This is a genomic window from Micromonospora sp. AB353 (assembly GCF_049538395.1).
GTDB lineage: Bacteria > Actinomycetota > Actinomycetes > Mycobacteriales > Micromonosporaceae > Micromonospora > Micromonospora aurantiaca.
In genome coordinates this window covers 61413-88253 of record NZ_JBMVFV010000015.1, presented here as the reverse complement: position 1 = coordinate 88253, position 26841 = coordinate 61413, and the positions used below count along the sequence as shown (strand labels likewise).

The following is a 26841-nucleotide window of genomic DNA, read 5'->3' as shown; positions in this document are numbered from 1 at the left end:
GCGCGACACGCCGCTCCCGCCGGCGGGCCACACCGGCGTACGCTGGCGGGACGGTTCCGCCGCCCGCGGGGCCCCGCTGTGGAGAGGGTGACGCGGAGGTCATGACGACCGACGAGAGCCGGGGGTCGCTGCGGCGGCTCCTGCACCGGCTCACCGCGAGCGAGGCCGAGATCGAGGCGCAGGAGCTGCGCCGGGAGAGCGCCGAGTCCGGCGGCACGCCCGCCCACCAGTGCAACAGGGGTCAGGTGGTGTCGGTGGCCGGACGGCTGCGTACCGTCGTCTACACGCCCCGCACGAACCTGCCCACGCTGGAGGCCGACCTCTACGACGGCAACGACGTGGTGACGCTGGTCTGGCTGGGCCGCCGGCACATCGCCGGGATCGAGCCGGGCCGGCATCTGACCGCGCGCGGCCGGGTGGCGGTGCGTGACGACCGCAAGGTGATCTACAACCCGTACTACGAGCTGGAGTCGCCGAAGTGACGACCGGACAGCAGCACACCCCGTCGGGCCTCGGCCCGCAGGACGAGGAGCGGCTGCCCAGCCTCGCCGAGCAGATGGCCGACCAGCTCGGCGGATGGCGCGGGCTGGTCGAGTCGAGCATCCCGGTGGTGGTCTTCGTGATCGCCAACGTGATCGGCGAGCTGCGGCCCGCCGTGTACGCCTCGGTGGCGGTGGCGCTGCTGATCGCCGGGCTGCGGCTGGCCCAGCGCAAGCCGGTGCGGCACGCCGTCAACGGGCTGTTCGGCGTCGGCATCGGCGCGCTTCTGGCGCTGCGCACCGGCGACGAGCGCGACTTCTACCTGCCGGGCATCCTCTACGGCATCGGGTACGGCCTGGCGCTGCTGCTGTCGGCCGCGATCCGGCAGCCGCTGGTCGGCTGGATCTGGTCGGTGCTGGTCGCCAAGGGCCGCTCCGAGTGGCGCGACGACCCCAAGCTGGTCCGCACCTTCACCCAGCTCACCGTGCTGTGGGGCGTGGTGTGGCTGGCCAAGGTCGGCGTACAGGCCGGGCTCTACCTGGCCCACCAGGACACCGCGCTCGGCGTGGCCCGGCTCGCCCTGGGCTACCCGCCGTACGCGCTGCTGCTGCTGATCACGGTGTGGGTGGTGCGCCGGGTCACCCGGGAGACCGCGCCCACCCCGCTACCCGGCTCCTGACGCCGGCTCAGGCCCGGTCGCGGTGCCGGTCCGCGCTGGCCGGGCCGAGGATGACCGTCCGCACGTCGTCCTCCACCGCGGTGGTGCAGACGAACACCAGCTCGTCGCCGGCCTCGATCGGGTCGTCCGGGGTGGGCACCAGCACCCGCTTGCCGCGCACGATCGCCACCAGCGCCGCGTCCCGGGGGATCGGCACCGCGTGGATCGGCTGCCCCACGTAGGGCGCTGTCGGCGGCAGCGTGATCTCGACCAGGTTCGCCTCGCCCTGGCGGAACGTCATCAGCCGGACCAGGTCGCCGACGGTGACCGCCTCCTCGACCAGCGCCGCCATCACCCGCGGCTTGCTCACCGCGACGTCCACGCCCCACTGCTCGGTGAACAGCCACTCGTTCTCCGCCCGGTTGACCCGGGCGACCACGCGGGGCACCGCGAACTCGGTCTTGGCCAGCAGCGACACCACCAGGTTGACCTTGTCGTCGCCGGTGGCGGCCACGACCACGTCGCACCCGGCCACGTCGGCCTCCTCGAGGCTGGCCAGCTCGCACGCGTCGGCGAGGACCCAGTCGGCGGCCGGCACCCGGTCGGGCCGCAGCATCTTCGGCTGCCGCTCGATCAGCATCACCTGGTGGCCGTTGTCGATCAGCTCCTGGGCGATCGAGCGGCCCACGTTGCCGGCGCCGGCGATGGCGATCCGCATGGCTCAGTGCCCCCCTTCCGGCGGCGCCGCCGCCACCGACGTGACCGGGCCGTTGATGTCGTCGGTCACCAGCATGTAGACCTGGTCGCCCTCCTGGATCACCGTGGAGGCGGTGGGCAGGGTGCCGATGCCGAACCGGTTCAGGTAGGCCACCCGGGCGCCGACGGCCTGCTCCAGCTGCCGCAGCGGCCGGCCGATCCAGTCCTTGTGCAGCGGCACCTCGATGATCGAGACGGTGCTCGTCGGGTCGCGGAAGATCTCCACGTTGCCCTCGGGGACCAGGTGGCGCAGCATCCGGTCGGCGGTCCACCGCACGGTCGCCACGGTGGGGATGCCGAGCCGCTCGTAGACCTGGGCGCGGCGCTGGTCGTAGATCCGGGCCGCGACCCGGGACACGCCGAACGTCTCCCGCGCCAGCCGGGCCGAGATGATGTTGGAGTTGTCGCCGCTGGACACCGCCGCGAACGCGTCGGCCCGCTCGATGCCGGCCTGGCGCAGCACCTCGCCGTCGAAGCCCGCACCGGTGACGGTGATGCCGGCGAAGTCCGGCCCGAGACGGCGGAACGCGTCCGCGTCCTGGTCGATCACCGCCACCGAGTGCCCACGCGACTCCAGGCTGTGGGCCAGGGTCGACCCGACCCGGCCGCAGCCCATGATCACCACATGCACGGTGTCCGCTCCTCCCACGGCGCCGCCCGCCGACCCGTCGCCTGCGAGCCTGCCACGTCCCCCCACAGGGCGGGGGACCGAACCGTACCGCGCGGCCGCACGCGGAGGAGATCGACCACCCCCGCGCCCCGGACCCGGTGGTCGTACGCTTGGCGGTTGTGGCCCGACCCACCTCGCTGCTGAAGCGACTCCTCCTCGGTCGACCGTTCCGGTCCGACCGCCTCCAGCACACCCTGCTGCCGAAGCGCATCGCGCTGCCGGTCTTCGCCTCGGACGCGCTCTCCAGCGTCGCGTACGCCCCGGACGAGATCCTCCTGACGCTGTCCATCGCCGGTGCCTCGGCGTTCTTCTTCTCGCCGTGGGTGGCGCTCGCGGTCGTCGTGGTCATGCTGACCGTGGTGGCGAGCTACCGGCAGAACGTGCACGCCTACCCCTCCGGCGGCGGCGACTACGAGGTGGCCACGGTCAACCTCGGTCCCAAGGCCGGCCTGGCGGTGGCGAGCGCGCTGCTCGTCGACTACGTGCTCACCGTCGCCGTCTCGGTCTCCTCCGGCGTGGCGAACCTCGGCTCGGTGGTGCCGTTCGTGGCGACCCACAAGGTACTCATCGCGGTCAGCGCGGTGGTGCTGCTCACCGCGATCAACCTGCGCGGCCTGCGCGAGTCCGGCACCGCCTTCGCCATCCCCACGTACGGCTTCGTGATCGTCATCGGCGGCATGCTGCTGACCGGGCTGGTCCGCATCTTCGTGCTCGGCGACGACCTGCGCGCACCCAGCGCCGGCCTGGAGATCCAGGCCGAGCACAGCGTCACCGGGTTCGCGCTGGTGTTCCTGCTGCTGCGTACGTTCTCCTCCGGCTGCGCCGCGCTCACCGGCGTGGAGGCGATCTCCAACGGCGTACCGGCGTTCAAGAGCCCGAAGTCGAAGAACGCGGCGACCACGCTGCTGCTGCTCGGCGGCATCGCGGTGGCGATGCTGGTCGGCATCATCTGGCTGGCCCGCCTCACCGGCCTGCAGTTCGTCGAGGACCCGGGCAGACAGATCGTCTCCGGCCCGGACGGGTACGTGCAGAAGACGGTCACCACCCAGCTCGGCGAGACCGTGTTCGGCGGCGGCTCGGTGCTGCTCTACGTGGTCGCCGGGATGACCGCGCTGATCCTGTTCCTGGCCGCCAACACCGCCTTCAACGGTTTCCCGGTGCTCGGCTCGATCCTCGCGCAGGACCGCTACCTGCCCCGCCAGCTGCACACCCGCGGCGACCGGCTGGCGTTCTCCAACGGCATCCTCTTCCTGGCCGTCTTCGCGATCGTGCTGATCGTCGGTTTCCAGGCCGAGGTGACGAAGCTCATCCAGCTCTACATCGTCGGGGTGTTCGTCTCGTTCACGCTCTCCCAGGCCGGCATGATCCGGCACTGGAACCGGCACCTGCGCCGCGAGCGCGATCCGGAGGCGCGCCGGCGGATGATCCGCTCCCGGGCGATCAACACGTTCGGCATGGTCATGACCGGCGTCGTGCTGATCATCGTGCTGGCTACGAAGTTCCTGCTCGGGGCGTGGATCGCGATCGTCGCGATGGCCGTGATGTACGTGGTGATGCTCGGCATCCGCCGGCACTACGACCGGATCGCCGAGGAACTGGAGCCGACCGAGCAGCGCGGCGTGCTGCCCGCCCGCAACCACGCCATCGTGCTGGTCAGCAAGCTGCACAAGCCGACGCTGCGGGCCGTCGCGTACGCCCGGGCCACCCGGCCCGACACGCTCACCGCCGTCACCGTGAACGTGGACGAGCAGGACACCCGCGACCTCCAGGCCGACTGGGAGCGCCGCGAGCTGCCGGTGCCGCTCACCGTGATCGACTCCCCGTACCGGGAGATCACCCGCCCGATCCTCAACTTCGTCGCGTCGGTGCGCCGGGAGTCGCCGCGCGACGTGGTCACCGTCTTCATCCCCGAGTACGTGGTGGGCCGCTGGTGGGAGAACCTGCTGCACAACCAGAGCGCGCTGCGGCTCAAGGGGCGGCTGCTGTTCGAGCCGGGCGTGATGGTGACCAGCGTGCCGTGGCAGCTCGCGTCCACGGCCAGCAAGAACCTGGACCGGCTGGACGCCACGCTGAGCCGGGGACCGGCGCGTGGCCCCCGGGTGGCGCCGCAGAGCACGCTGCCGCCGCCGGTGGCGTCCACGCCGTCCGCCGAGCGGGAGGAGCGCTCGTGAGCGCGGTCGAGAGCCCTGGGTCTGCGGCGGTGGAGCGGCCCGGTCCTGCGGCGGTGGAGCGGCCAGGTCCTGCGTCGGTAGACCGACCGGGGCTGGAGGAGGCCGAGCGGGTCGAGCTGACTGTCGACGCGGTCGCACCGGGCGGGCACTGCGTGGCCCGGGTCGGCGGGCAGGTGGTCTTCGTCCGGCACGCGCTGCCCGGCGAGCGGGTGATCGCCGAGGTGACCGAACTGCACCGGGGCTTCGCCCGCGCCGACGCGGTGGAGATCCTGGACGCCTCACCGGACCGGGTCACCCCGCCGTGCCCGTACGCCCGGCCGGGCGGATGCGGCGGCTGCGACCTCCAGCACGTCGCCCCGGCCGCCCAGCTCGACTGGAAGCTCGCAGTGGTACGCGAACAGCTCACCCGGCTGGGCGGCCTCACCGCGGAGCAGATCGACGCGCTCGGCGTCCGCGTCGAGGCGCTGCCCGGCGGGCCGCTGGGCTGGCGTTCCCGGGTCCGTTACGCGGTCGACGCGGCCGGCCGGGCCGGACTGCTCAAGCACCGCTCACACGAGGTGGTGCCGATCGACAGGTGCCTGATCGCGCACCCGGCGATCCAGGACCTGCCGGTGCTCCCGCCGACCGGTGCCCGCTGGCCCCACGCCGACGCGGTGGAGACGGTCGCCAGCACCGGCGGGGACGTCGCCGTGGTCGCGTACACCGATGGGGTTCCGGCGGCGGTGAGCGGGCCGGAGCGGGTCCGGGAGACGGCGGCCGGGCGGTCCTTCACGCTGCCCGCCTCGGGGTTCTGGCAGGTGCACCCGGCGGCGGCGGACGCGCTGACCGGCGCGGTCCTCGACCTGCTCGACCCGCAACCGGGCGAGACGGCCTGGGACCTGTACGGCGGGGCCGGCCTGTTCGCCGCCGCGCTCGCCGAACGGCTCGACGGTGCCCGGGTGACGCTCGTCGAGTCGGCGCCGGACGGGGTGGCCGCGGCCCGGCAGAACCTGGCCGACCTGCGCGCCGTCGAGGTGGTCGCCGCGCGGGTGGAGGCGGCGCTGTCCCGGCGCCGGATCACCGGACCGGTTGACCTGGTGGTGCTCGACCCGCCGCGCTCCGGCGCGGGCGCGCCGGTGGTCCGTGCCGTGGTGGCCGCCGGGCCGCGCGCTGTCGCCTACGTGGCCTGCGACCCGGCCGCCTTCGCCCGGGACGTGCGTACGTTCACCGAGGCGGGCTGGCGGCTGGCCGCGCTGCGCGGCTTCGACCTGTTCCCGATGACCCAGCACGTGGAGCTGGTGGGCCTGTTCCTGCCTCCGCAGGGTTGATCTCGTCACCGGCTCCGCGCGTTGATCGCGTTGATCGGCGTTAATAAGGGGCCCTTTTACTACCGGATCCGTTAAGAAGGGGCCCTTCCTTGCGCATCGTCGGGTTGATGTCGGGCACGTCGTACGACGGCGTGGACGTGGTGGCCGCCGAGTTCACCGCCGACGGCGACACGCTGCGGCTGCGGCCGCTCGGGCACCGGGAACTGGCGTACCCGGACGACCTGCGGGCCGAGATCGGCGCGCTGCTGCCGCCGGCGGCCACCACGATCGAGGCGGTCTGCCGGCTGGACAACCGGCTCGGCGAGGTGTTCGCCGAGGCGGCCGCGGCCGGCGTCGAGCTGGCCGGGGGCACCGCCGACGCGGTCGTGTCGCCCGGGCAGACGGTCTTCCACTGGGTCGAGGACGGCCGGGTGCGCGGCACGCTCCAGCTCGGTGCGCCGGCCCGGGTGGCCGCCCGGGTGGGCGTACCGGTGCTGCACGACCTGCGCTCGGCGGACGTCGCCGCAGGCGGTCAGGGCGCGCCGCTGGTCCCGGCGTTCGACGCGCTGCTGCTCGACCCGGCCGCCGGGGCTGCACCCCGCGCCGCGTTGAACCTCGGCGGGATCGCGAACCTCACCGTGGTCGCGCCCGGCACGCCCGTCCTCGGGTACGACGTGGGCCCGGCCAACGCGCTGCTGGACGCCGCCGCCCGGCGCTTCCTGGACCGGCCCTGCGACGTCGACGGCGCCCGCGCCGCGGCCGGGCGGGTGCACGAGGCGCTGCTGGCCCGGCTGCTCGCCGAGCCGTACTACGCCGCGCCGCCGCCCAAGTCGACAGGCAAGGAGCTGTTCCACGGCGGCTACCTGGACGCCGCGCTGACCGCGCTCGGCGAGCCGGTGGCGGCCGACGACGTGCTGGCCACGCTCACCGAGCTGACCGCCCGCACGGTGGCCGACGCCTGCGACAGGCATCGGGTCACCGAGGTGGTGGCCGCCGGCGGGGGAGTGCGCAATCCCACACTCCGGGCACGGCTGGCCGCCCTGGGTGCGGGACGCTGGCGGTTGCGCACCACCGACGAGCTGGGCGTGCCCACCCAGGCCAAGGAGGCGTACGCGTTCGCGCTGCTGGGCTGGCTGTCCTGGCACGGGTTGCCGGGCGCGGTGCCGTCGGTGACCGGGGCGTCCCGGGCCGCCGTACTCGGCTCCTGGACCCCTGCGGGCCCGTCCGCCACAGCACCCCGCCCACCCGCGCCCCGGCGGCTGGTGGTCGACGCCTGACCTGGGTCGATGCACGGCCGGGCTGCGGACTGTTCCGCGGCCGATAGACTCTCCGGTCATGAGTGTTGAAGAGGGCACGGCCAACCACGGTCGGCTGCTGGGCACCGTCCGCGGCCCGCAGGACGTGAAGCGGATGACCGCCGAGCAGCTGGACATCCTCGCCGCCGAGATCCGTGACTTCCTGATCGCCAAGGTCTCCCGCACCGGCGGCCACGTCGGCCCCAACCTCGGTGTGGTCGAACTGACCCTGGCGATGCACCGGGTCTTCGACTCCCCGCGTGACCGGCTCCTCTTCGACACCGGCCACCAGGCGTACGTGCACAAGATCCTCACCGGCCGGCAGGAGGGCTTCGACAAGCTCCGCCAGCGCGGTGGCCTCTCCGGCTACCCCAGCCAGGCGGAGAGCGAGCACGACCTGATCGAGAACTCGCACGCCTCCACCGCCCTGTCGTACGCCGACGGCCTCGCCAAGGCGTACGCGCTGCGCGGCGAGAAGCGCTCCGTGGTCGCCGTGGTCGGCGACGGCGCCCTCACCGGCGGCATGTGCTGGGAGGCGCTGAACAACATCGCCACCGCCGGCAACCCGCTGGTGATCGTCGTCAACGACAACGGCCGGTCCTACTCGCCGACCATCGGCGGCCTCGCCGACCACCTGTCGTCGCTGCGGCTCAACCCCGGCTACGAGAAGGTGCTCGACACGGTCAAGGACGCGCTGGGCAACACCCCGTTCGTCGGCAAGCCGATGTACGAGGTGCTGCACGCGGTCAAGAAGGGCATCAAGGACGCGGTCGCCCCGCAGGCCATGTTCGAGGACCTCGGCATCAAGTACGTCGGCCCGGTCGACGGCCACGACGTACCGGCGGTCGAGGCGGCGCTGCGCGCCGCGAAGAACTTCGGCGGCCCGGTGATCGTGCACGCGGTCACCCGCAAGGGCTACGGCTACCGTCCCGCCGAGGACGACGAGGCCGACTGCCTGCACGGCCCCGGAGCGTTCGACGCCGAGACCGGCAAGCTGCTCGCCGTGCCGTCGGTGAAGTGGACGAACGTCTTCGCCGACGAGCTGGTCGCGATCGCCGACGAGCGCCCCGACGTGGTCGGCATCACCGCCGCCATGGCCGAGCCCACCGGCATCGCCACGCTCGCCCGCAAGTACCCGGAGCGGGTCTACGACGTGGGCATCGCCGAGCAGCACGCCGCCACCTCCGCCGCCGGCCTGGCGATGGGCGGGCTGCACCCGGTGGTAGCGGTCTACGCCACGTTCCTCAACCGCGCGTTCGACCAGGTCCTGCTGGACGTGGCCATGCACAAGCTGCCCGTCACGTTCGTGCTGGACCGGGCCGGCATCACCGGTCCGGACGGGCCCAGCCACTACGGCATCTGGGACATGTCGGTCTTCGGCGTGGTGCCCGGCCTGCGGATCGCCGCGCCCCGCGACTCGGCGACGCTGCGCGAGGAGCTGCGCGAGGCGGTCGCCGTCGACGACGGCCCGACCATCCTGCGCTTCCCGACCGGCACCGTCGCCGCCGACCTGCCGGCCGTACGCCGGGTCGGCCCGGTCGACGTGCTGGCCGAGTCGGCGCGTACCGACGTGCTGCTGGTAGCGGTCGGCTCGTTCGCCGGCCTCGGCGTCGAGGTCGCCGCCCGGGTCGCCGAGCAGGGGTACGGCGTGACTGTGGTCGACCCGCGCTGGGTGCGCCCGGTGCCGGCCGAACTGGTCGAGCTGGCGTCCACGCACCGGCTCGTGGTCACCGTCGAGGACGGCGTGCGCATCGGCGGCGTCGGTTCCGCGCTGGCCCAGGCGATGCGCGACGCCGACGTCCGCGTACCGGTCAAGGACATGGGCGTACCGGCCGACTGGCACCCGCACGGCAGCCGCGCGCAGATCCTGGCCGACCTGCGGCTGACCGCGCAGGACGTGGCGCGCGACGTCACCGGCTGGATCTCCGGCCTGGACGCCGCCCCGGTGGACCCGGCGACGAACGGAGCCCGAGCCCAGAGCTGAGCTGGCCTTCGCCCAGCCCGCCTCGTCGATCTTGCACTTGCGGCCCTCCTGATGTCGGCTTCCGCCCGATCAGGGAGGGCCGCAATCGCAAGATCGCCAGGTGTCCGGGGTTGAAGGAGGGTGTGGTGGAGGTACGCGAGGGCGGCGCAGATCACCGGGGCGGTGGGGTGATCATGAGGTTGGCCGTGGATGGTGTCCGGTTTGTCGGTGTCAACTTCATGATCGACGGGGTGCGGGCGACCCGGGGGCGGGGCGGCAGCGGGGGGTCAGGGGGTGGGGAGGGAGCGGTACCAGGTCTTCTCGGTGCCGGCCAGGCTGAACGTCTGCCTCTGGTCGGTGTGCTCGACCACCACCAAGCCGGGACGGTCCACCAGACGGGTCGTGCCGGGCGGGGCGGAGAACGAGGCGTCCCGGGTACGCCAGGACAGCACCGCCAGCGGCCGGCCCGGCATCGGCAGGTGGTACGCCTGAAGCGTGGTGGACCGGTCGGCGGGGGAGGCCACCGGAGTGCCGCCGTCGGCCGGACGGTAGACCACCGCCGTCATCGTCCCGCCCGGCGTCTCCCAGCTGAGCTGCTCCAACTCGCCCGGCTCGCCCTCGCCGAGGGCCACCGAACCGAGCGACCGCGTCGCGATCTTCGCCATCGGCCAGGACTCCGGTGCGGAGCGGGGCGCCTCCCGGTCGCCGATGCGGCGCGGCACACTGCCGAACGGGCCCCGTTCACCGCCCAGCACGCAGGTGTCCAGTCCGGTCAGCGCGCGCTTCCCGGCGCCCGTCTCGTCGCGTACCAGCGGGTAGCGAGGCGCTTCGGTGGCCGTGCCCAAGTCGAGGACGCGGTCCGCGGCCCGGCCGCGCGGCAGCGACGGTGTGGCCCGCAGCGTCGCGGTCAGTTCGACGGCCCGGCAGGCCGGTACGGCGACCGGGTCGCTGACGCCGTCGGTGCCGCCGAGCACCTTGCCGTCGGGCCCGGTCAGTCGTTCGACGCGGGCCGAGGTGAGGTAGCGGCGGCCGGACGGCTCCCGCACCGGCAGCACGTCGGAGTAGACCAGGTAGCCGGGGTCGGTGTACTCGGTGGCGTGGACGACCCGCCAGCGCTGCCCGTCCCGGTCGAGTTGCAGCAGCCAGGAGGCGGACTCGCCGGGCACGTCGGCGGCGACGAGCGCGAGCGCCGACCCGGCGACCTGACCGGAGAAGAGGATGCCGGACGTGGGCACGTGCACCCGGTCGTCCACCGGGGAGCGCCAGTCGCGTACCGCTGTGGTGATCGCGGCGGTAGCCGCGGCGTCGCGGGACAGGCTGCCGCGCGGCGGCCACACCGCGAGGGTGCCGTCCAGGCTGTCGTAGCCGACCCGCAGGTCCGCCGGCCGCCGTTCGGCGACCGGTCCGCAACCGGCCGTGACCAGCAGCAGAGCTGCCAGCGCGATGCCCGTCGTAGCGCCTCGGCGGGCTGAAAGCACCCTGATCCCCTCGCCGGTCGTCGGTCGGAAGCCCACATGGTACGAGACGACCGGTCACCCGGCCGCGCCCGGCTCACCCTTTCGGCCGATCGGCCACTGCGGAACGTGACGGGCGATTCGGGTACCAATATCCGGCTCCGGTAGACTCCGCCGACTGTGACGCCTGCCGAGACCCGCGGCGCCTCGACGCCGGACGCCGCCGCCCCGACGGGCCACCGCGCCGTCACCCTGGACCCACCATCGGTCACCATCACCGCCGAGCCGGAGCCGGCGACCACCACGCCGACCACACCCGAGGCGCCGGCCACGCCGGGCGCGCGGCGCGTGCGCCGGTGGCGGTGGACGCGCCGCCGGATCGACCTCACCGTGTACGGCGGATTCCTGCTCGCCGCGATCTGGGTCACCAGCGGCATCTGGGTCGACCCCGCCGGACGGGTCGCGGCGCTCTACAGCAGCGACCCGGCGCAGGTGCAGTTCTTCCTCGCCCACTCGGTACGGGTGGTGCTGCACGGCGAGTTCCCCTTCTTCACCGAGCAGTTCAACTACCCCGACGGCGTCAACCTGATGGCGAACACCGCCATCCTGGCGCTGGGCATCCCGATGGTGCCGGTGACCCTCCTGTTCGGACCGGCGGTCTCCTTCGTCACGCTTGTCACGCTCGGCCTCGCCGGCACCGCCGCCGCCTGGTACCGGGTGCTGTCCCGGCACCTGATCCGGCACCGCCCGGCCGCCGCCGTGGCGGCCTGGTTCTGCGGGTTCTCACCGGCCATGCTGTCGCACGCCAACTGGCACCCGAACATCATCAGCCAGTTCCTGCTGCCGTTCATCGTGTGGCGGGTGCTGGTGCTGACCCGGTCGGCCCGGCCGGTCCGCGACGGCGTGCTGCTGGCGCTGCTGGTCACCGCGCAGGCGTTCATCAACGAGGAGATCCTCCTCTTCACCGCGCTCGCGCTGGGCGTGTTCCTGATCGCCGTGGTGGTGCAGCAGCGGGAGCGGTGGAGCACCGCATGGCGGCCGCTCGGCGCCGGGCTGGCGGTCTGCGCGGCCCTGGCCGGGGCGCTGCTGGCGTACCCGCTGTGGGTGCAGTTCGCCGGGCCGATGGCGTACCACGGGCTCAGCGACGCGGTGCGCGACTACGGCAACGACATCGCCGCGTTCTTCGCCCCCGGCTCGCCCACGTTCGGCGGCAACGAGCGCGCCAACGTCAACCTCGCGCCGAACTACTCGGAGGAGAACGCGTTCTTCGGCTGGAGCCTGTCGCTGCTCGTCGTGGGCATCGTGGTGTGGTTGCGGCGGGACGTGATCGTCCGCGCGCTCGCCGCCACCGGGCTGTTCTTCGCCGTGCTCTCCCTCGGCGAGCGGATCTCCTGGTGGGACCGGGAGATCGCCACCGGCCCGTGGGAGCTGCTGGTACGGCTGCCGCTGCTCGACGCCGTGGTCCCGACCCGCTTCGGTCTGATCACCGGCGTGACGGTGGCGATCCTGCTCGCGTACGCGGTCCGGCGCGCCTGGGCGCTGCGCGGCGTGGACCGGCGGACCGCCCGCAAGCTCACCGCCGCGGGCCTGGTCCTCGCGCTGCTGCCGATCGCGCCGATGCCGTTGCAGGTCACCACCCGGGAGCCGGTGCCGGAGTTCATCACCGCCGACAGGTGGCGCAAGTACGTCGGGCCGGATCAGACGCTCGTCTCCGTGCCGGTGCCCGCGATGGGCAACACCGACCCGATGCGCTGGGCGGCCAGCACCAACCTCGACTTCAAGATCCCCGGCGGCTACTTCCTCGCGCCGCGCAACGGCGTCACCGGCGACCCCGGGCGCTTCGGCGGCCGCCCCAGCGGTATCGGCGAGATGCTGCGGGAGGTATCGTCCACCGGCCGTACGCCGAAGCTGGACGACCGCCAGCGGCGCCGCTACCTGGACGAGCTGCGGCACTGGAACGCGGCGGTGGTGGTGCTGCCGCGCGACGAGCAGAACGCCGAGCCGCTGCGCCGCACCGTGGAGCAGCTGGTCGGCCCCGGACGGCAGGAGCTGGACGTGTGGCTGTGGGACGTGCGGAAACTGACCAGCCGGTCCGCCTGACCGAACCGGCGGTCCCCGCCCCCGCGCCCCGCCGCCGGCCCCGCCCGGCCGACGTGCTGGTGGTGGCCGGCTACCTCGGTCTGGCCGTGCTGCTCACCACCGGCCAGTGGCGCCGGCCGGAACGGCTGTTCCACCAGGCCGGCGACCAGATGCTGTTCGAGTGGATGCTGGCCCGGGCCGCCCGCGCGGTCACCGGCGGCGAGAACCCGCTGTACAGCGGCGCGCTGAACGCCCCGGACGGGGTGAACCTGATGGCGAACACGTCGGTGCTCGGGCTGGGCGTGCCGCTCACCCCGGTCACCGTCGTCTTCGGCTCCCAGGCGGCCTTCCTCGTCGCCGTGACGCTCAGCCTCGCCGGCACCGCCACCGCGTGGTACGCGCTGCTCGCCCGCCGGCTGGTCCGCTCCCGGGCCGCCGCCGCGGTGGGCGGCCTGTTCTGCGGCTTCGCCCCGGGCATGGTGGCGCAGGCCGGGGCACACCTGCACATGGCCGCGCAGTTCCTCGTGCCGGTGATCCTCGCGCTGGTGTTCCGCCCGGCCGGCGACCGGATCCGGCGCGACGGCGTGCTGCTCGGGCTCGCCGTCGCGTACCAGGTGTTCCTCGGCGAGGAGGTGCTGGTCTTCCTGGCGCTCGCCGCCGGGGTGTTCGCCGGGGCGTACGCGCTCGCCGACCGGGCCGCCGCGCGCCGGCTCGCGCCCGTGGTGGCCCGCCGGCTGGGCGTCGGCGCGCTGGTGGCGGGCGTGCTGCTGGCGTACCCGCTGTGGTTCCAGTTCGCCGGGCCGGGCCACTACCGGGGGATGCCGTTCCACACCGAGGGCTACCGGCTGGACGTGGTCTCGTTCGTCACCACCGCCCGGCAGAGCGTCGCCGGGGACGCCCGCCGGGCCGGGCTGCTGTCGCCGAACCCGACCGAGCAGAACTCGTTCCTCGGGCCGTTCCTGCCGCTGCTGGCCGTCCTCGTGGTGGTGCGGCTGTGGCGGCGGCCGCTGGTACGCGCGCTCGCCGCGTGCGGCCTGCTGTTCGCGCTGCTGTCGCTCGGTTCCCCGGTGGTGGTGAACCGGCACGACACCGGGCTGCCCGGCCCGTACCGTCTGCTCGCCGGCGTGCCGCTGCTGGACCTGGTGGTGCCGGCGCGGTTCGCGCTGGTCTGCGTACCGGTGCTCGGGGTGCTGCTGGCGCTCGCGGTGGACCGGGTCCGGCGCGGCGGCGTCCGCACCTGGGCGCCGTGGGCCGGCGCGGTCGCCGCGGCACTGCTGCCGCTGGCGCCGACGCCGATCCGCACGGTGCCGGTCGCGCCGGTCCCGGCCGTGGTGTCCGGCGGCGGTTGGCGGGAGTACGTGCCGGCGGGCCGGACGCTGGTGCCGGTGCCGCCGGTGACCGGGGCGGCGGTCAGCCCCGCCATGTTCTGGTCGGCGCGCACCGGGCTGGCGTTCGACGCGCCCGGCGGCTACTTCATCGGCCCGCGCTCGGCCGGCGACCCGGCGGCCCGCTGGGGCGCGCCGGACCGGCCCACGTCGCTGCTGCTGCGCCGGGCCGCCGAGACCGGCCGGGTGCCGCCGGTCGGCGAGACGGAACGCCGGCAGGCGGTCGACGACCTCCGGCACTGGCGGGCGGCGGCACTGGTGCAGGCCGACTCGTCACCCGGCGACCCGGTCCGCGCCACAGTGGACGCGCTGGTCGGCCCCGGCCGGGACGTGCCCGGCGGCTACCTATGGGACGTCCGCCCGCTCGTCGGCTGACCGGCGCCGGGTGTCACACCCGGTCGCGGACGTCCCAGATCCACACGTCGTCGACCCGCTGCGGCGGGCCGAGCAGCTCGGCCATCAGGTCGCGCAGCACCGCCTCACGCGGGCCGGCCCCGAGCACCACCACCGACGCCCGCCAGAAGCGCAGGTCGTCCACGGCCTGGCGGCGGTTCTCCTCGGTGATCTCCGGCACCTCGTTCGCATCCATGGTGGAGTAGATGAGCGTGCTGGTGGGGCGGTTCGGGGCGCCGAACACACCCTCGCCGCGCTCGTTCGGGCCGATGAAGTAGCCACCCGGGATCGGGAACTCCTGCCCGGTCAGCGCGCTCCAGCGCAGCGTGTGCAGCCCGTGCACGTTGCTGGGGATCGGCACCGGCACGAGCGTGCGGCCCTCCGGCACGTACGGCCGCCAGCCGCCCGCGGTGATGAAGTGCGGCGGCGGGTCGATCCGCTCGGCCGGCAGCGGACGCGGGATCAGCGGCACCACGGCGGCCACGATCGCGGCGTACCCGGCCAGCCGCAGCACCCGGCGGCGCGTGTCGCGCGCGGCCGTCCCGTCGCCGTCGTCGTCCGTGCTGTCGTCGACGGCGGCGCGCGGGGCGGGCACCGGCGGGCGGCCGGCACCGGCCAGCGCGTCCCACGCCAGCGCGAGCAGCACGCCCACTGCGGCCACCACGACCAGGCTCAACCGGGTCGGCATCATCATCTCGACGAGCGGCAGATCGTCCGGAATGTACGCCCACGGACCGTCGATGTCGGTCTCCACGCCGTTGAACCGCACGACCGGGCCGATCGAGGCGATCGTGAAGGCCACCACCAGCACGGCCAGGATCCGGGCCGGCACCGACCGGCGGACCAGCAGCACCAGCGCGGCCAGCGCCACCAGCACCAGCGGCCAGCCGAACCAGGTGTTCTGCTCGGTCAGGCCGATGGTCTTCTCCACCGCCTCGTCACCGGCGATCGTGTCCCGGGCGAACGTGACGAAGGCGACCAGATCCTCGCCCCAGTTGTGGAAGACGCCGCCCTGCAACCCGCGGTATGACTGCGGGCCGTTGAACTGGAACCAGATCGGGTACGCGGTCAGCAGCAGCGCCAGGCCGCCGCCGACACCGAGCGCGGCCACGAACGACCCGGCCCGCTCGCGGGCCGCGCGGGGCCGCTGCACCGCGTACGCCACCACGACGACCAGGCAGGCCAGCGCGGTCAGCAGCAGCATCTCCTCGTTGATGAAGATCTGGTACGCGACCAGCAACCCGAGCGCCACCCCGTTGCGCCGCCAGCGGCCCGGCTCACCCAGCCGCAGCACTCGCGCGACGATCAGCGGCAGCAGGAAGTTCGACACGAAGTTGGGCTGGCCGTTGGCGTGGTGCACGATGCCCGGCGCGAAACCGAGGAACGCCCCGCCGACGAACGCCCCGGCCCGGGACCGGACCAAATGCCGGGACAGCACCCAGTACGACGTGGCGGCGGTCGCGGACAGCGCGGCGCCCAGGTAGAGCGCGTACATCACCTGCGGGCCGAGCAGCAGCGTCAGCGGCGCCAGCGGCAGCGTCACCCCGAGCAGCGAGGTGTTCGCCATCATGTTCACCCCGTCCGGCGCGTTCTGCCGGGTGGTGAACAGCGGGTTCTCCAGGTGCTGCACCGAGTACGCGCCGTGCGCGAACAGCCACTCGAACCAGCTGTGGTCGGTGGGCAGGTGCGAGGAGACCCGGTGCTCGACGTCGCCCCAGTAGTTGAGGCAGACGAGAACGCCGAGGAGCACATAGGCTCCGATGGCCAGCACGTCGGCGCGGGCCGGCCGGCGACGGGCGCGGCGTGGCGGGTCGGCCACGACGGCGTCCGCCTCGACGGACGAGGGGTTCAGCGAGGGGTCCACCACGGGCACGGCCACGACGCGCCATCGTACAGGCGGTTCGTCACACGGCCGGTCACGGTCGGGCGGCGGCTCGGCGCGCGGGAGAGGATGGTCGTGACCGTCATCGATCTGGGGGAGTTGCGCGACGACGCACCGCCCGGCCCGGCGCCCCGCCCCCCGCATGCCGTCGGACGGCCGTTCCGCCTTCTCGTGGTGCTGCTGGTGGCGCTGCTCACGCTCACCGCCGCGACCCCGCCGCGACGCCCGGTCGAGTGGACGCTGCCCGGCGGGCTGGGATCGGCCGTGTTCGTCTCCGGCGACGTGGTGTACGTGGTGCGGCCGGACCGCGCGGGCGCCGGCGGCGGGCGGGAACTGCTGGCGTACCGGGGCGGCCGGGAGCGGTGGCGCAGCCCGCTACCAGGCGTGGGCACCGCCGTGTCGGTGTGGGAACAGGACGGCCGGGTGATCGTGGCAGGCCGGGGCGTCGGCGACACGGACTGGCAGACGGTCGCGTACGACGCGGCCACCGGCGCGGACGTCTGGCGCCGGCCCGGAATCGCGTTCGCGGTGGGCCGCGTGCTGCTGATCCAGTCGGCCGGCGCCGACACCACGACGTCGATCGGAGGGCTGGACCCGGCCGACGGCCGTACCGTGTGGACGGCGCCGATGACCGGCGCGCTGGGGTTCGACGCCGAGCCGGCCGGGCCGGCACGCATGGTGTCGTCCCCGGCGAGAGGCGAGACAGTGGTCGTGGACGTGCGCACCGGCGCGCGGCTCGTGGCCCGGAACCTGTCCCCGGCCCGACCGCCCACCCAGCGCCGGTTGCAGATCGTCCGAGGGCTGCTGCTGGAGTTCCGCGACGGCGACGGGACCATCGAGGCGTACGACCTGGACACGCTCCGGCCCCGCTGGACCGTCGTGCGGAAGCTCGTCGGCCACGTCGAGAGCTGCGGCGCCCTGCTCTGCGCCGTCGGTCCGGCCGGTGGGATGACCGCGCTCGACCCGGCGACCGGCGCCGTGCGCTGGAGCGTGGACCGGTGGGCGGGCGTGGCGGCGGAGCGTGGCGGCCGGCTGCTCGTCGGCGTCCCCGACACCGGCATCGACGACGGCCTGGCGGTGCTCGACCAGGACGACGGGCGGCTGATCGCCGACCTGGGCGGCTGGAGACCGGTCCCGCAGCACGAGCCGGGCGGCCCGCTGCTGGCGACACGGCCGCTGGGCGGCGGCAGACGGCTCCTGGCCGAGGTGGGCCTGTCCGGCGATCCGCCCTCGATCCGGGACACGCTCACCGGCACCGACTGCACCACCGGCGTGACGCTTCTGGTCTGCCGCCGGCCCGGCGGCGACTACCTGGTGCGGCGGCTGACGTGAGCCCGGTGATCGAGCTGGGGGAGATGCGGCACGGCGAGTCCGCCGACGAGCCGGCCGCCGCACCGCCCCGCCGGCCGCCGGGCCCCACGGCGCGGGTGGCGCTGCTCGGCTGCCTGGTGCTGCTCGTGGTCACCGCCGCCGCCGGGCCGCCGCGACGGCCCGAGCCGGTCCGGGTGCCCGCCCCGCAGGGCGCGGCGTTCGTGGTCCTGCCGGACCGCGTGGTGGTGGCCGACGGCCCGGGCGCGATCGGCCGGGGTGGGCGGGTGGTCGCCGCGTACCGGCTGCCCGATGGGAACCCGGCGTGGCGGTTCGCGCTGACCGACGGCGACCACGTGCTCGGCCTCACCGCAGTGTCCGGGGGACTGCTGGTGACGAGCAGCCCGGCCGGGGACGGCGACTCCGTGTCGGCCATGCTCGACCCGGCCACCGGCACGCTGCGCTGGCGGCATCCCGGCTACCCGGTCCGGACCGCATCAGGCGGGCTGCTGCTGGAGAACCCCCGCCCGCCCGGTGCGGGCACCGTCCGTGCCGTGGACCCGGCCTCCGGCGAGGTGCGGTGGACGCTGCCCGTACCCGGCCAGGAGGTGGGGTACCGCCGCGACGACCACGGGGTGACGCAGCTCGTGCTGGTCACCCCGCAGGGCCGGGTGACCGTGTACGACGCGGACTCCGGCGCGGTCGCGCACACCGGCCGGGTGGCGCCCGCGGCCGATCGCGCCGCCTACCGGTACGCGCAGGTCGTGGCCGACCTCCTGCTTGTCGAGGACGCCCGGGGCACTGTCACCGGGTACGGCCTGGACCGGCTCGACGAGCGGTGGAGCCTGCCGGTCGGCTCCCGCGCCGGGCTCTGGTTCGCCGACTGCGCCGGGATGGTGTGCCTGCGCGACCAGGTGGGCGGCGCGCAGGCCCTCGACCCGGCCACCGGCCGTCCGGCCTGGACGGACGAGCGCTGGCTGGGGATGGGACCGGTCGGCGACCGGCTCATCGCCGCCGAACGCGGCGTCGGGGAGGAACTGGAACTGTCGGCGCTGGACCCGCCGAGCGGCCGTGTGCTGGCCCGGCTGGGCCGGTGGCGTGTCTCCGGCAACGACCTCCCGTCCGGGCCGCTGCTCGGGCTGCGCACGCTCACCGAGGACCGCACGCTCGTCGGCGCGCTGGACGTGGCGGCCGGGCAGGTGCGGATCCGGGGGATCCTGCCCGGCCCCTGGTCCGAGTGCGCGGACACGGGTACGGAACTGGTGTGCCTGCGTCCGACCGGCGGCATGGCGATCTGGCCGGCCGGCCGCTGATCACCAGTTGGCCTGCGCCGGGGGCGGCGGCAGCGGCGTCGACTCGGGCCGCAGCACGTACGCGATCCCACCGCTGCCCACCTGCCAGGCGCTCTCGAACGGCGCGCGCGGCACGGTGCGGCGGACCCGCTCGTCGTCCGGCGCGTACGGGTCGTTGAGTACCGGATCGCCGTCGGCGGTGAAGCCGGCCAGCACCATGAGGTGTCCCCGGGTGTCGTAGTCCAGCCCGGGCACCTGACCGGCGGTGAACGCGGCCGAGACGATCAGCGGGAGGCCGGCGGCCACGAACCGTTCCGCCTCGGCCAGCGAGCGCAGCCGGGTGACGAAGGCGTCCACCCCGTGCGTGGCCGCGTACGCGGTGTTGAACGGCCAGTTGCCCGGCCCGCCGTAGGCGTGGTCGTAGCAGTGCCGGGCGGCGTGCACCACCTGCGGGCGGGGGCCGGGCGGCGCCACCCAGGCGTACCGGTCCGGGGTGGGGCCGGCGCCCCAGAAGTCGAGCACCATCGACACGCAGGTGGGGCTGCACCAGGAGTCGCCGCCGCCACCCCAGCGGGTCTCCCCGGCGGCGTGCAGCCGCTGCGCGTAACGCGGCACGTCCAGCACCCGCCCCCACGCGCGCGCGTCCCCGACGTCCGTGGCCTCCGCGCCGCTGGGCGGGTCGGTCGAGGCGACCACGCCGACGGTGCGCAGCACCGGGCCGGCGGGCGCGTCGAGGCGGCGCAGCAGGGTCACCCGGACCTGCCAGCCGGTCACCGTCGCGCCGGTCACCCGCAGCGTGTCCGCGGCGATCCGCGCCCGGTCGTCCTCCTGCCCGGGTACCGAGGCGCGGTGCACGGCGCTGTCGTCGGCGGCCCAGTGGCCCAGGTCGTACCAGCCGGTGGTGGCAGTGCCGCCGGCCCAACCGCGCAGCTCGACCCGCAGCCAGCAGCCGGGCGGGGTGTCGGCGGTCCACGAGGGCACCAGCTCGGTGACGGCGAAGCCGGCGGGCGTCACGGGAGAGGTCCAGGTGCCGGCCGCGTACTCGGCTGTGGTCCCGGAGTGCGGATCGGTGTGCGCGACCGGGCCGGCCGCGCCGCCGGGCGTGAGCCCGTCCGGCCCGTCGCGCAGCCCGTCCACACGACCCAGGTCGCGGTCCGCCGGGAAGCGGAACCGGCGGTACGCGATGTCGCGGCCGGTCGCGCCACTCATGCCGCTCATCGGGAACCCGCCCGGCGTGGACGCGGCCCGTTGCTGGTGCGCATGTCGATCATCGCCGCCGAGCATCGCGTACCCGAAGGTTTTCTGCAACGGCCGCCCGCGCCGCCGACCGCAACCCACCGGCGTGCCGTGACCCAACGTAGTCGCAACCCGCCCCGGCAGGGTTACCCTCGCGCCCCCTTTGCTCTGCAGCCATCGACGCAGCGGCAACCCACGGCTACCGCTGCGCATGTGGCTGCAGAGCAAAGGGCGCGGGGCGTGCCCCCGGCGGTGCGCGCCGGTCGACCGTTTCTCCTGGTCGAGGCGATCTGAATCGCTGGGCGTCCGAGGTGGCTCGGTGAGCGCCGATCACGGTGTGTGACGCAAACCCGAAGCGGCCTCGGGGCTACGCAAAGTGACAACCGTTGTCCGCGCGGCGGCCGCGTCGGAGATCGGCTCCTCCGGCGGCCGGTTTTGCCAGCCGCACTAGGTTGTCAGGGGTCACGAAATGGGAGGCCGGGATGCGGGTACTGGTGGTCGAGGACGAGCGCAACCTCGCCGACGCGATCGCGCGCGGGCTGCGCAAGCGCGGCATGGCTGTCGACGTCGCCTACGACGGCGACGCCGGGCACGAGGCGGCGTTCGTCACCCGCTACGACGTGGTGATCCTGGACCGCGACCTGCCCGGCGTGCACGGCGACCGGATCTGCGCCGACCTGGCCGCCTCCGGCGCGCTGACCCGGGTGCTGATGCTGACCGCCAGCGGCACCGTCGCCGACCGGGTGGAGGGGCTGCAACTCGGCGCCGACGACTACCTGGCCAAGCCGTTCGCGTTCGACGAACTGGTGGCCCGGGTGCAGGCGCTCGGCCGGCGCGCCACCCCGGCCGCGCCGCCCGTGCTGGAGGTGGCCGATCTGGTGCTCGACCCGGCCCGCCGGGTGGTGAGCCGGGGCGGCGTGCCGCTCGACCTCACCAACAAGGAGTTCGGCGTGCTCGCCGAACTGCTCAAGGCGCGCGGCGCTGTGGTGTCCAGCGAGGAACTGCTGGAACGGGTCTGGGACGCCAACACCGACCCGTTCACCACAATCGTCCGGGTCACCGTGATGACGCTGCGCAAGAAGCTCGGCGACCCGCCGCTCATCGACACGGTCGTGGGCGCGGGGTACCGCATCGGTGGGGTACGCCAGTGAGCGCGCCGGCCACGCGCCGGGTACGGCCGACGCTGCGGCTGCGGCTGACCCTGCTCAACGGCGTGCTGCTGGTCGGCGCCGGGGCGATCCTGGTGCTGCTGGCCTGGCTGCTGGTCCGCGACGCGCTACGCCCCACCGACGAGCTGCTGCCCGGCACCACTGTGGTGCTCAGCGACGGCCGCACCCTCGACGCCGGCGAGTGGCAGCGGCAGCTCGTCGACGCCGCGTCGCAGGAACTGCTGGTCAAGGGATTGCTGGCGCTGGCGGCGATCAGTGTGGTCGGGGTGGCCGGGGCGTACCTGGTCGCCGGGCGGGCGCTACGCCCCCTGCACCAGGTCACCGCCACCGCCCGCCGGCTCGGCGAGGCCACGCTCGACGAGCGGATCGGCTGGTCCGGCGCCGACGACGAGGTGGCCGAACTGGCCGAGACGTTCGACGCGATGCTCGACCGGATCAGCGGCGCCTTCGAGGCCCAGAAACGGTTCGTCGCGAACGCCTCGCACGAGCTGCGGACGCCGCTGGCGGTGATGCGTACCGAAATCGACGTGACGCTCAGCGACGACGACGCCGACCTCGCCGAGTACCGCCGCATGGCCGGTGTGGTGCGCGACGCCTCCGAGCGCGCCAACGGCCTGGTCGACGCGCTGCTGGTGCTGGCGCGCAGCGAGGCGCAGACCGGCCGGCGGCTGGGCCGGCGCGCCGAGTCGGACCTCGCCATCGGCACCGCCAACGCCCTCTCCGCGGTCTCCCGGGAGGTCGAGCGCATCGGCCTGAAGGTGCACACGTCGCTGCGCCCGGCGCCGGTGGTCGGCGACCCCGGCCTGCTCGACCGGCTCGCCGGAAACCTGGTGGAGAACGCGGTCCGCTACAACCACCTGCACGGCCGGATCTGGGTACGCACCGGCACCGACGGCGAGCGGTCCTGGCTGGTGGTGGGGAACACCGGCTTCGAGGTCGCCCCGGCCGACGTACCCGGGCTGTTCGAACCGTTCCGGCGCGGCGGCCAGGAACGCACCGGCGCGCGCGGCTCCGGTCTCGGCCTGTCGATCGTGCGGGCCGTCAGCGACGCGCACGGCGGCACGGTGAAGGCGGTCGCCCAGCCCGGCGGCGGCCTGGAGGTGACTGTCACGCTTCCGTCGGCCGACCCGGCCGCGGCCACCTGACCGCCGAGCCGGCCCGCCCGGCCGGTGAGACGGCCTCACCTTTTCGTGCGGGCGGCCTCGGCTGTCCTGGCCGGACCCGACGGTGGTCGGCCCATGGCGCACGGTGGTCGGGCAGAATGCGCCGCCCGCGCTGGACGCGGAGCCGGGGATCAACGGAGAGTAAGCGCAGCGACGCCTCACCCTGCTCACCCACCGGAGCTGCCCGTGACCCACCACTCGGCCCCGCGCCGCCGCCGCATCCTCGCGGTCCTCACCGCCGGCGCCCTCACCGTCGCCGGCCTCTCCCCGGCCACGCCCGCGGCCGCCGCCGCGCCCGGCCACGACAAAGTGGTCCACACCGTCCCCTCCGCCGCCTCGCCCGACGTCCAGGACGGCTCGGTCGACGCGATCCACGACGCCGGTACGAAGATCATCGCGGGCGGCTCCTTCACCCGGGTGCAGAACCGCAACTCCGACGTCGACATCCCCCGGGACTACCTGCTCGCCTTCGACAAGGCCACCGGGCAGGTGGACACCGCGTTCGCGCCCACGCTCGACAACGAGGTGACGGCGGTCGTCGCCGGTCCCACGGCGGGCACGGTTTTCGTGGCCGGCAAGTTCAACACCGTCAACGGCGTGACCCGGCGCAAGGTGGCCCTGCTCGACGTCGCCACCGGGGCGGTCGTCACCAGCTTCGCGCCGCCGGCGTTCAACGGGCTGATCAAGGACATCGCACTGGTCGGTGACCGGCTGCTGGTCGGCGGCATCTTCACCACGGCCGGCAACCCCAACCCGCGCGGCGGGCTCGCCTCGCTCAACGCCACCACCGGCGCGGTCGACAGCTACCTCACCACCACGCTGACCGAGAACCACAACTGGGACGGTGTCAGCGGCGCCAAGGCCGGCGTGGGCGCGGAGAAGCTCGCCGTCTCCCCGGACGGCACGCAGCTCGTCGTCATCGGCAACTTCAAGAAGGCCGACGGGATCCTGCACGACCAGATCGTCAAGATCGACCTGGGTGCCACCGCCGCCACCGTCGCGGACTGGAACACGGCCCGCTACACGCCGCGCTGCAAGTGGCAGTCGTTCGACTCGTACGTCCGCGACGTCGCGTTCTCCCCGGAAAACAGCTACTTCGTGGTGGTCACCACCGGCGCACCGTACGGCGGGACGCTCTGCGACACCGCGGCCCGCTGGGAGGCCGGCGCGACCGGCGACAACCTCCAGCCGACCTGGGTCGACTACAGCGGCGGCGACACGTTCCTGTCCGTCGGCATCAGCGAGCAGGCGGTCTACGTCGGCGGCCACCTCCGCTGGCTCAACAACACCGCCGGCACCGACAACGCCCGGGCCGGCGCGGTCGGCCGGGCCAGCATCGCCGCGCTCGACCCGGTCAACGGCCTGCCGCTGTCCTGGAACCCGGGCCGGCACCCGCGCGGCATCGGCGCCTCGGAGATGCTCGTCACCGAGTCCGGCCTCTGGGTCGGCGGCGACACGCTCTGGATCGGCAACTTCCAGTACCGCCGCGAGCGGATCGCGTTCTTCCCGCTCGCCGGCGGCAAAGCCCCGCACCCGACCAGCACCGCCGCACTGCCCGGCAACGTCTACCAGGCCGGCCTGCCGAAGCCGACGAACGTGCTGTACCGGGTGAACGCCGGCGGCCCGCTGGTCGCCGCCACCGACGGCGGACCGGACTGGGCGGCCGACACCAGCTCCAGCCCCAGCCCGTACCACAACACCGGCAGCTCGACCTCCAGCTTCAACACGGTCGGCAGCCTGGACGCGACGGTGCCGGCCGGCACCCCGGCCGCGCTCTACAGCGACGAACGGTACGACCCGGCCGGCGGCGCGGAGATGCTCTGGCAGTTCCCCGTGCCCACCGGCACCGAGGTGCACGTGCGGCTCTACCTGGCCAACCGGTACGACGGCACCTCCGCCCCGAACACCCGCGTCTTCGACGTCGCGCTGGACGGCACCGTCGTCCTCGACGACCTGGACCTGTCCGCCGGCGTCGGGCACAACGTGGGCACCATGCGGGAGTTCACGGTGACCAGCGACGGCACCGTCGACATCGAGTTCCGCCACGTCAAGGAGAACCCGCTCGTCGACGCCGTCGAGATCGTCAAGACCGGGCCTCCGCCGGCCGGTACCGGCGAGGAGGTGCAGGTCCGCTCGTACGACGGCCTGACCGGCGTCGGCACGCCCAGCCCGGTGGCGAACCCGGACGAGACCGTGTGGTCCGCCACGCGTAACGCGTTCTGGGTCGGCGGGACGCTGTTCTACGGCGTCGAGGGCGCGCTGTGGCGGCGTACGTTCGACGGCACCACGTTCGGCACGCCCGAGCTGGTGGACCCGTACCACGACCCGTACTGGGACACCGTGGTGACCAACTCCGGCCCGGCCGGGCAGACGTACGTCGGCGCGACCACCGGCTTCTACGCCGAGATCCCCAACGTGACCGGCATGTTCTACCGGGACGGGCGGCTCTACTACTCGCTGAGCGGGCAGAACGGCCTGTTCTGGCGCTGGTTCACGCCGGACAGCGGTGTGGTCGGCGCCGACCGGTTCACGGTGGCCGGGGCGAGCGGGTTCGCCGATGCGGGCGCGCTGTTCGCGGCCGGCACCACGCTCTACAAGGTGAACCGGAGCACCGGTGACCTGTCCGCCGCCGACTGGACGGGTGTCGCTCCGTCGACGACGTTCACGGTGCGCAGCGGCCCGGCGGTCGACGGCGTCGACTGGCGCGCGAAGGCCGTGTTCGTCGGCCCGTAAGGAAGGGCCCCTTCTTAACGCCTGCGGTAGAGGAAGGGCCCCTTGTTAACAGCTCGCTGTTAACAAGGGGCCCTTCCTTGCACGAGCGGGGTTGTGTGCGCGGCGCGGGCGATGGAATGATCAACCGGTCAGCCCGAGAGGTGGAAGGGGGTGTGGTCGATGTCCGTCGTGAACCGTCCCGCGCCCCGCGTTCCCCGCTGACCTTCCCACTCCGCCGGGGCGCGCTCCCCACAGGAGGAAACACCGTGAGTGCACAGATCCACTGCGTGACAGTCGAGACCGACGACCCGTACGCCCTGGCCGGCTGGTGGGCCCACGTGCTGGACCGCCGGCTCGCCGACGACGACCACCCGGGCGACCCGGAGGCGGTCCTCGCCGCACCCGGCGGGCACGGCCCCGACCTGCTGTTCGTCCAGGTGGGCGAGCGGCACGGCAAGGGCGCGTTCCACCTCGACCTGCACCCGGCCGAGGGCACCCGGGACGAGGAGGTGGCGCGGCTGCGCGACCTCGGCGCCACGCTGGTGGCCGACCGGCGCCGGCCGGACGGCACCGGCTGGGTGGTGCTTGCCGACCCGGAGGGCAACGAGTTCTGCGTGTGCCGCAGCGCTGCGGAACGGGCCGCGTCCGCCTGATCCGGAAACGACACCGGGCCCCCGCCGTGACGGCGGGGGCCCGGTGCGTGAACCGGTGTCAGTCCTGCTTCTCGATCTCGCCGCGCATCGCCACGAACTCCGACTGGAGCTCGGCCGCGGACTTGAAGTAGACCACCACCATGCCGAGGCTGCCCCGGTCGGCCCAGATGCAGACGGCCACCGGTACGTCCGACGCCTTGCCGTCGGAGCACTTGGCGTCGCCGCCCAGCGGGCCCGCGTCGACAGTCTTGAAGTCCTTGGTGGCCAGGTCCGGGGTGACCGCCGCGGTGGCGTCGGCCAGCTCCTTCTTCGGGTCCGCCATGACGCCGGACACGGCCACGATCATGACCAGGTCCTTCTTGGCCGGGTCGCCGTAGAACGCACCGACGGTGCTTGTCGCGTCCGGCACGTCCTTGCTGAGCTCGGACTTCATCTGCGCCGCGGCGGACTGCAGCTGCGGGTCGGTGACCTTCGCCCGGCCGCCGAGCGTCTGCGGCTCGACCACCCGGGTCTTGGTGGCGGTGACCACCTCGTCGACCGTGTCCTTCGTGGCGAAGTAGGCGGCGACACCGCCGCCGACGCAGAGCACCAGGACCACCGCGAGGACGATCAGCAGGATCTTGCCGGCGCCGGACTTCTTCTTCGGCGGGACCGGCGCACCGAGCTGGCTGCCGTACTGCGGCTGCTGCGGAGTCTGCGGGTAGTCACCGCCGTACTGCGGCTGCTGCGGCGGCTGGAAGCCACCGGGCTGTTGCTGGGGGGAGGGGTAGTTGCCGGAGTAGGGACTGGACGGCGGCTGGGACATGTAGGCAGCTCCTGTGAGAAAACTGGACGCG

20 protein-coding genes are annotated in these 26841 nt (G+C 73.9%); 14 read left to right on the top strand and 6 right to left on the bottom strand.

Annotated elements, in window-relative coordinates:
• Positions 1-101 precede the first annotated feature (101 nt).
• Positions 102-482, top strand: a complete 381-nt coding sequence (locus ACPCK6_RS10035; RefSeq protein ID WP_013284795.1) for an OB-fold nucleic acid binding domain-containing protein — start codon at positions 102-104, stop codon at positions 480-482.
• Positions 479-1159 carry a DUF3159 domain-containing protein gene (locus tag ACPCK6_RS10030; protein ID WP_194803002.1) on the top strand — a complete coding sequence of 227 codons (681 nt, stop codon included), beginning with the start codon at positions 479-481 and terminating at the stop codon, positions 1157-1159. The genes ACPCK6_RS10035 and ACPCK6_RS10030 overlap by 4 nt, the downstream gene beginning before the upstream one ends.
• Before the next feature lie 7 nt (positions 1160-1166).
• Here the strand turns inward: ACPCK6_RS10030 and ACPCK6_RS10025 are convergent, their stop codons facing one another.
• Together ACPCK6_RS10025 and ACPCK6_RS10020 are read right to left on the bottom strand one after the other, a co-directional pair.
• Positions 1167-1856: a potassium channel family protein gene (locus ACPCK6_RS10025; protein ID WP_194803003.1), complete on the bottom strand. Its 690-nt coding sequence runs from the start codon at positions 1854-1856 to the stop codon at positions 1167-1169.
• 3 nt (positions 1857-1859) lie between these two features.
• The gene (locus ACPCK6_RS10020) at positions 1860-2525 is read right to left on the bottom strand and encodes a potassium channel family protein (RefSeq protein ID WP_396883545.1); all 666 of its coding nucleotides are present in this window, start codon (positions 2523-2525) and stop codon (positions 1860-1862) included.
• A gap of 158 nt (positions 2526-2683) precedes the next feature.
• Here ACPCK6_RS10020 and ACPCK6_RS10015 point away from each other — a divergent pair, with 158 nt between their 5' ends.
• From ACPCK6_RS10015 to dxs, 4 genes are all read left to right on the top strand, one after another.
• Complete coding sequence (locus ACPCK6_RS10015; RefSeq protein ID WP_423480943.1) at positions 2684-4735, top strand: APC family permease; 2052 nt, start codon at positions 2684-2686, stop codon at positions 4733-4735.
• 53 nt (positions 4736-4788) lie between these two features.
• Positions 4789-6042: a class I SAM-dependent RNA methyltransferase gene (locus tag ACPCK6_RS10010; RefSeq protein WP_423480945.1), complete on the top strand. Its 1254-nt coding sequence runs from the start codon at positions 4789-4791 to the stop codon at positions 6040-6042.
• Between the two features lie 89 nt (positions 6043-6131).
• Positions 6132-7298: an anhydro-N-acetylmuramic acid kinase gene (locus ACPCK6_RS10005; RefSeq protein ID WP_423480942.1), complete on the top strand. Its 1167-nt coding sequence runs from the start codon at positions 6132-6134 to the stop codon at positions 7296-7298.
• A 58-nt stretch (positions 7299-7356) separates the two neighbouring features.
• Positions 7357-9300, top strand: coding sequence for a 1-deoxy-D-xylulose-5-phosphate synthase (dxs, locus tag ACPCK6_RS10000; protein WP_423480941.1), 1944 nt, complete (start codon positions 7357-7359; stop codon positions 9298-9300).
• A 266-nt stretch (positions 9301-9566) separates the two neighbouring features.
• On the opposite strand, the gene ACPCK6_RS09995 is transcribed toward dxs, so the two are convergent.
• Positions 9567-10757: a hypothetical protein gene (locus ACPCK6_RS09995; RefSeq protein ID WP_423480940.1), complete on the bottom strand. Its 1191-nt coding sequence runs from the start codon at positions 10755-10757 to the stop codon at positions 9567-9569.
• Between the two features lie 249 nt (positions 10758-11006).
• Between ACPCK6_RS09995 and ACPCK6_RS09990 the strand changes: the two genes are divergently transcribed.
• Positions 11007-12833 carry a DUF6311 domain-containing protein gene (locus ACPCK6_RS09990; protein ID WP_396883915.1) on the top strand — a complete coding sequence of 609 codons (1827 nt, stop codon included), beginning with the start codon at positions 11007-11009 and terminating at the stop codon, positions 12831-12833.
• Entirely contained in the window at positions 12791-14572 is a 1782-nt protein-coding gene (locus ACPCK6_RS09985) for a DUF6311 domain-containing protein (RefSeq protein WP_423480939.1), read from the top strand. The genes ACPCK6_RS09990 and ACPCK6_RS09985 overlap by 43 nt, the downstream gene beginning before the upstream one ends.
• Before the next feature lie 13 nt (positions 14573-14585).
• Here ACPCK6_RS09985 and ACPCK6_RS09980 read toward each other — a convergent pair whose 3' ends face one another.
• Positions 14586-16454: a DUF6311 domain-containing protein gene (locus ACPCK6_RS09980; protein WP_423480944.1), complete on the bottom strand. Its 1869-nt coding sequence runs from the start codon at positions 16452-16454 to the stop codon at positions 14586-14588.
• Positions 16455-16547: 93 nt separating this feature from the next.
• On the opposite strand from ACPCK6_RS09980, the gene ACPCK6_RS09975 reads away from it, so the two are divergent.
• On the top strand, positions 16548-17804 hold the full coding sequence (locus ACPCK6_RS09975; protein ID WP_423480938.1) for an outer membrane protein assembly factor BamB family protein: 1257 nt from the start codon (positions 16548-16550) through the stop codon (positions 17802-17804).
• A complete protein-coding gene (locus ACPCK6_RS09970; protein ID WP_423480937.1) occupies positions 17801-19093 on the top strand; it encodes an outer membrane protein assembly factor BamB family protein in 1293 nt (430 codons plus the stop codon). The genes ACPCK6_RS09975 and ACPCK6_RS09970 overlap by 4 nt, the downstream gene beginning before the upstream one ends.
• Here the strand turns inward: ACPCK6_RS09970 and ACPCK6_RS09965 are convergent, their stop codons facing one another.
• A complete protein-coding gene (locus tag ACPCK6_RS09965) occupies positions 19094-20281 on the bottom strand; it encodes a C39 family peptidase (protein WP_423480936.1) in 1188 nt (395 codons plus the stop codon).
• Between the two features lie 509 nt (positions 20282-20790).
• On the opposite strand from ACPCK6_RS09965, the gene ACPCK6_RS09960 reads away from it, so the two are divergent.
• From ACPCK6_RS09960 to ACPCK6_RS09945, 4 genes are all read left to right on the top strand, one after another.
• Positions 20791-21459, top strand: a complete 669-nt coding sequence (locus ACPCK6_RS09960; RefSeq protein ID WP_018788976.1) for a response regulator transcription factor — start codon at positions 20791-20793, stop codon at positions 21457-21459.
• The gene (locus tag ACPCK6_RS09955; protein WP_194803014.1) at positions 21456-22622 is read left to right on the top strand and encodes a sensor histidine kinase; all 1167 of its coding nucleotides are present in this window, start codon (positions 21456-21458) and stop codon (positions 22620-22622) included. Before ACPCK6_RS09960 ends, ACPCK6_RS09955 begins: the two co-directional genes overlap by 4 nt.
• 204 nt (positions 22623-22826) lie before the next feature.
• Complete coding sequence (locus ACPCK6_RS09950) at positions 22827-25373, top strand: malectin domain-containing carbohydrate-binding protein (protein WP_423480935.1); 2547 nt, start codon at positions 22827-22829, stop codon at positions 25371-25373.
• Between the two features lie 245 nt (positions 25374-25618).
• Positions 25619-26005 carry a VOC family protein gene (locus ACPCK6_RS09945; RefSeq protein ID WP_423480934.1) on the top strand — a complete coding sequence of 129 codons (387 nt, stop codon included), beginning with the start codon at positions 25619-25621 and terminating at the stop codon, positions 26003-26005.
• 58 nt (positions 26006-26063) lie between these two features.
• On the opposite strand, the gene ACPCK6_RS09940 is transcribed toward ACPCK6_RS09945, so the two are convergent.
• Positions 26064-26810 (bottom strand): hypothetical protein, encoded by a 747-nt coding sequence (locus ACPCK6_RS09940; protein ID WP_423480933.1) that lies wholly within the window; start codon positions 26808-26810, stop codon positions 26064-26066.
• Between the last annotated feature and the right edge of the window lie 31 nt (positions 26811-26841).

Coding starts and splice junctions, on each gene's coding strand:
- ACPCK6_RS10025 (WP_194803003.1), bottom strand. CDS start 1,856: ATGCGGATCGCCATCGCCGGCGCCGGCAACGTGGGCCGCTCGATCGCC.
- ACPCK6_RS10035 (WP_013284795.1), top strand. CDS start 102: ATGACGACCGACGAGAGCCGGGGGTCGCTGCGGCGGCTCCTGCACCGG.
- ACPCK6_RS09940 (WP_423480933.1), bottom strand. CDS start 26,810: ATGTCCCAGCCGCCGTCCAGTCCCTACTCCGGCAACTACCCCTCCCCC.
- dxs (WP_423480941.1), top strand. CDS start 7,357: ATGAGTGTTGAAGAGGGCACGGCCAACCACGGTCGGCTGCTGGGCACC.
- ACPCK6_RS09960 (WP_018788976.1), top strand. CDS start 20,791: ATGCGGGTACTGGTGGTCGAGGACGAGCGCAACCTCGCCGACGCGATC.
- ACPCK6_RS09965 (WP_423480936.1), bottom strand. CDS start 20,281: ATGAGTGGCGCGACCGGCCGCGACATCGCGTACCGCCGGTTCCGCTTC.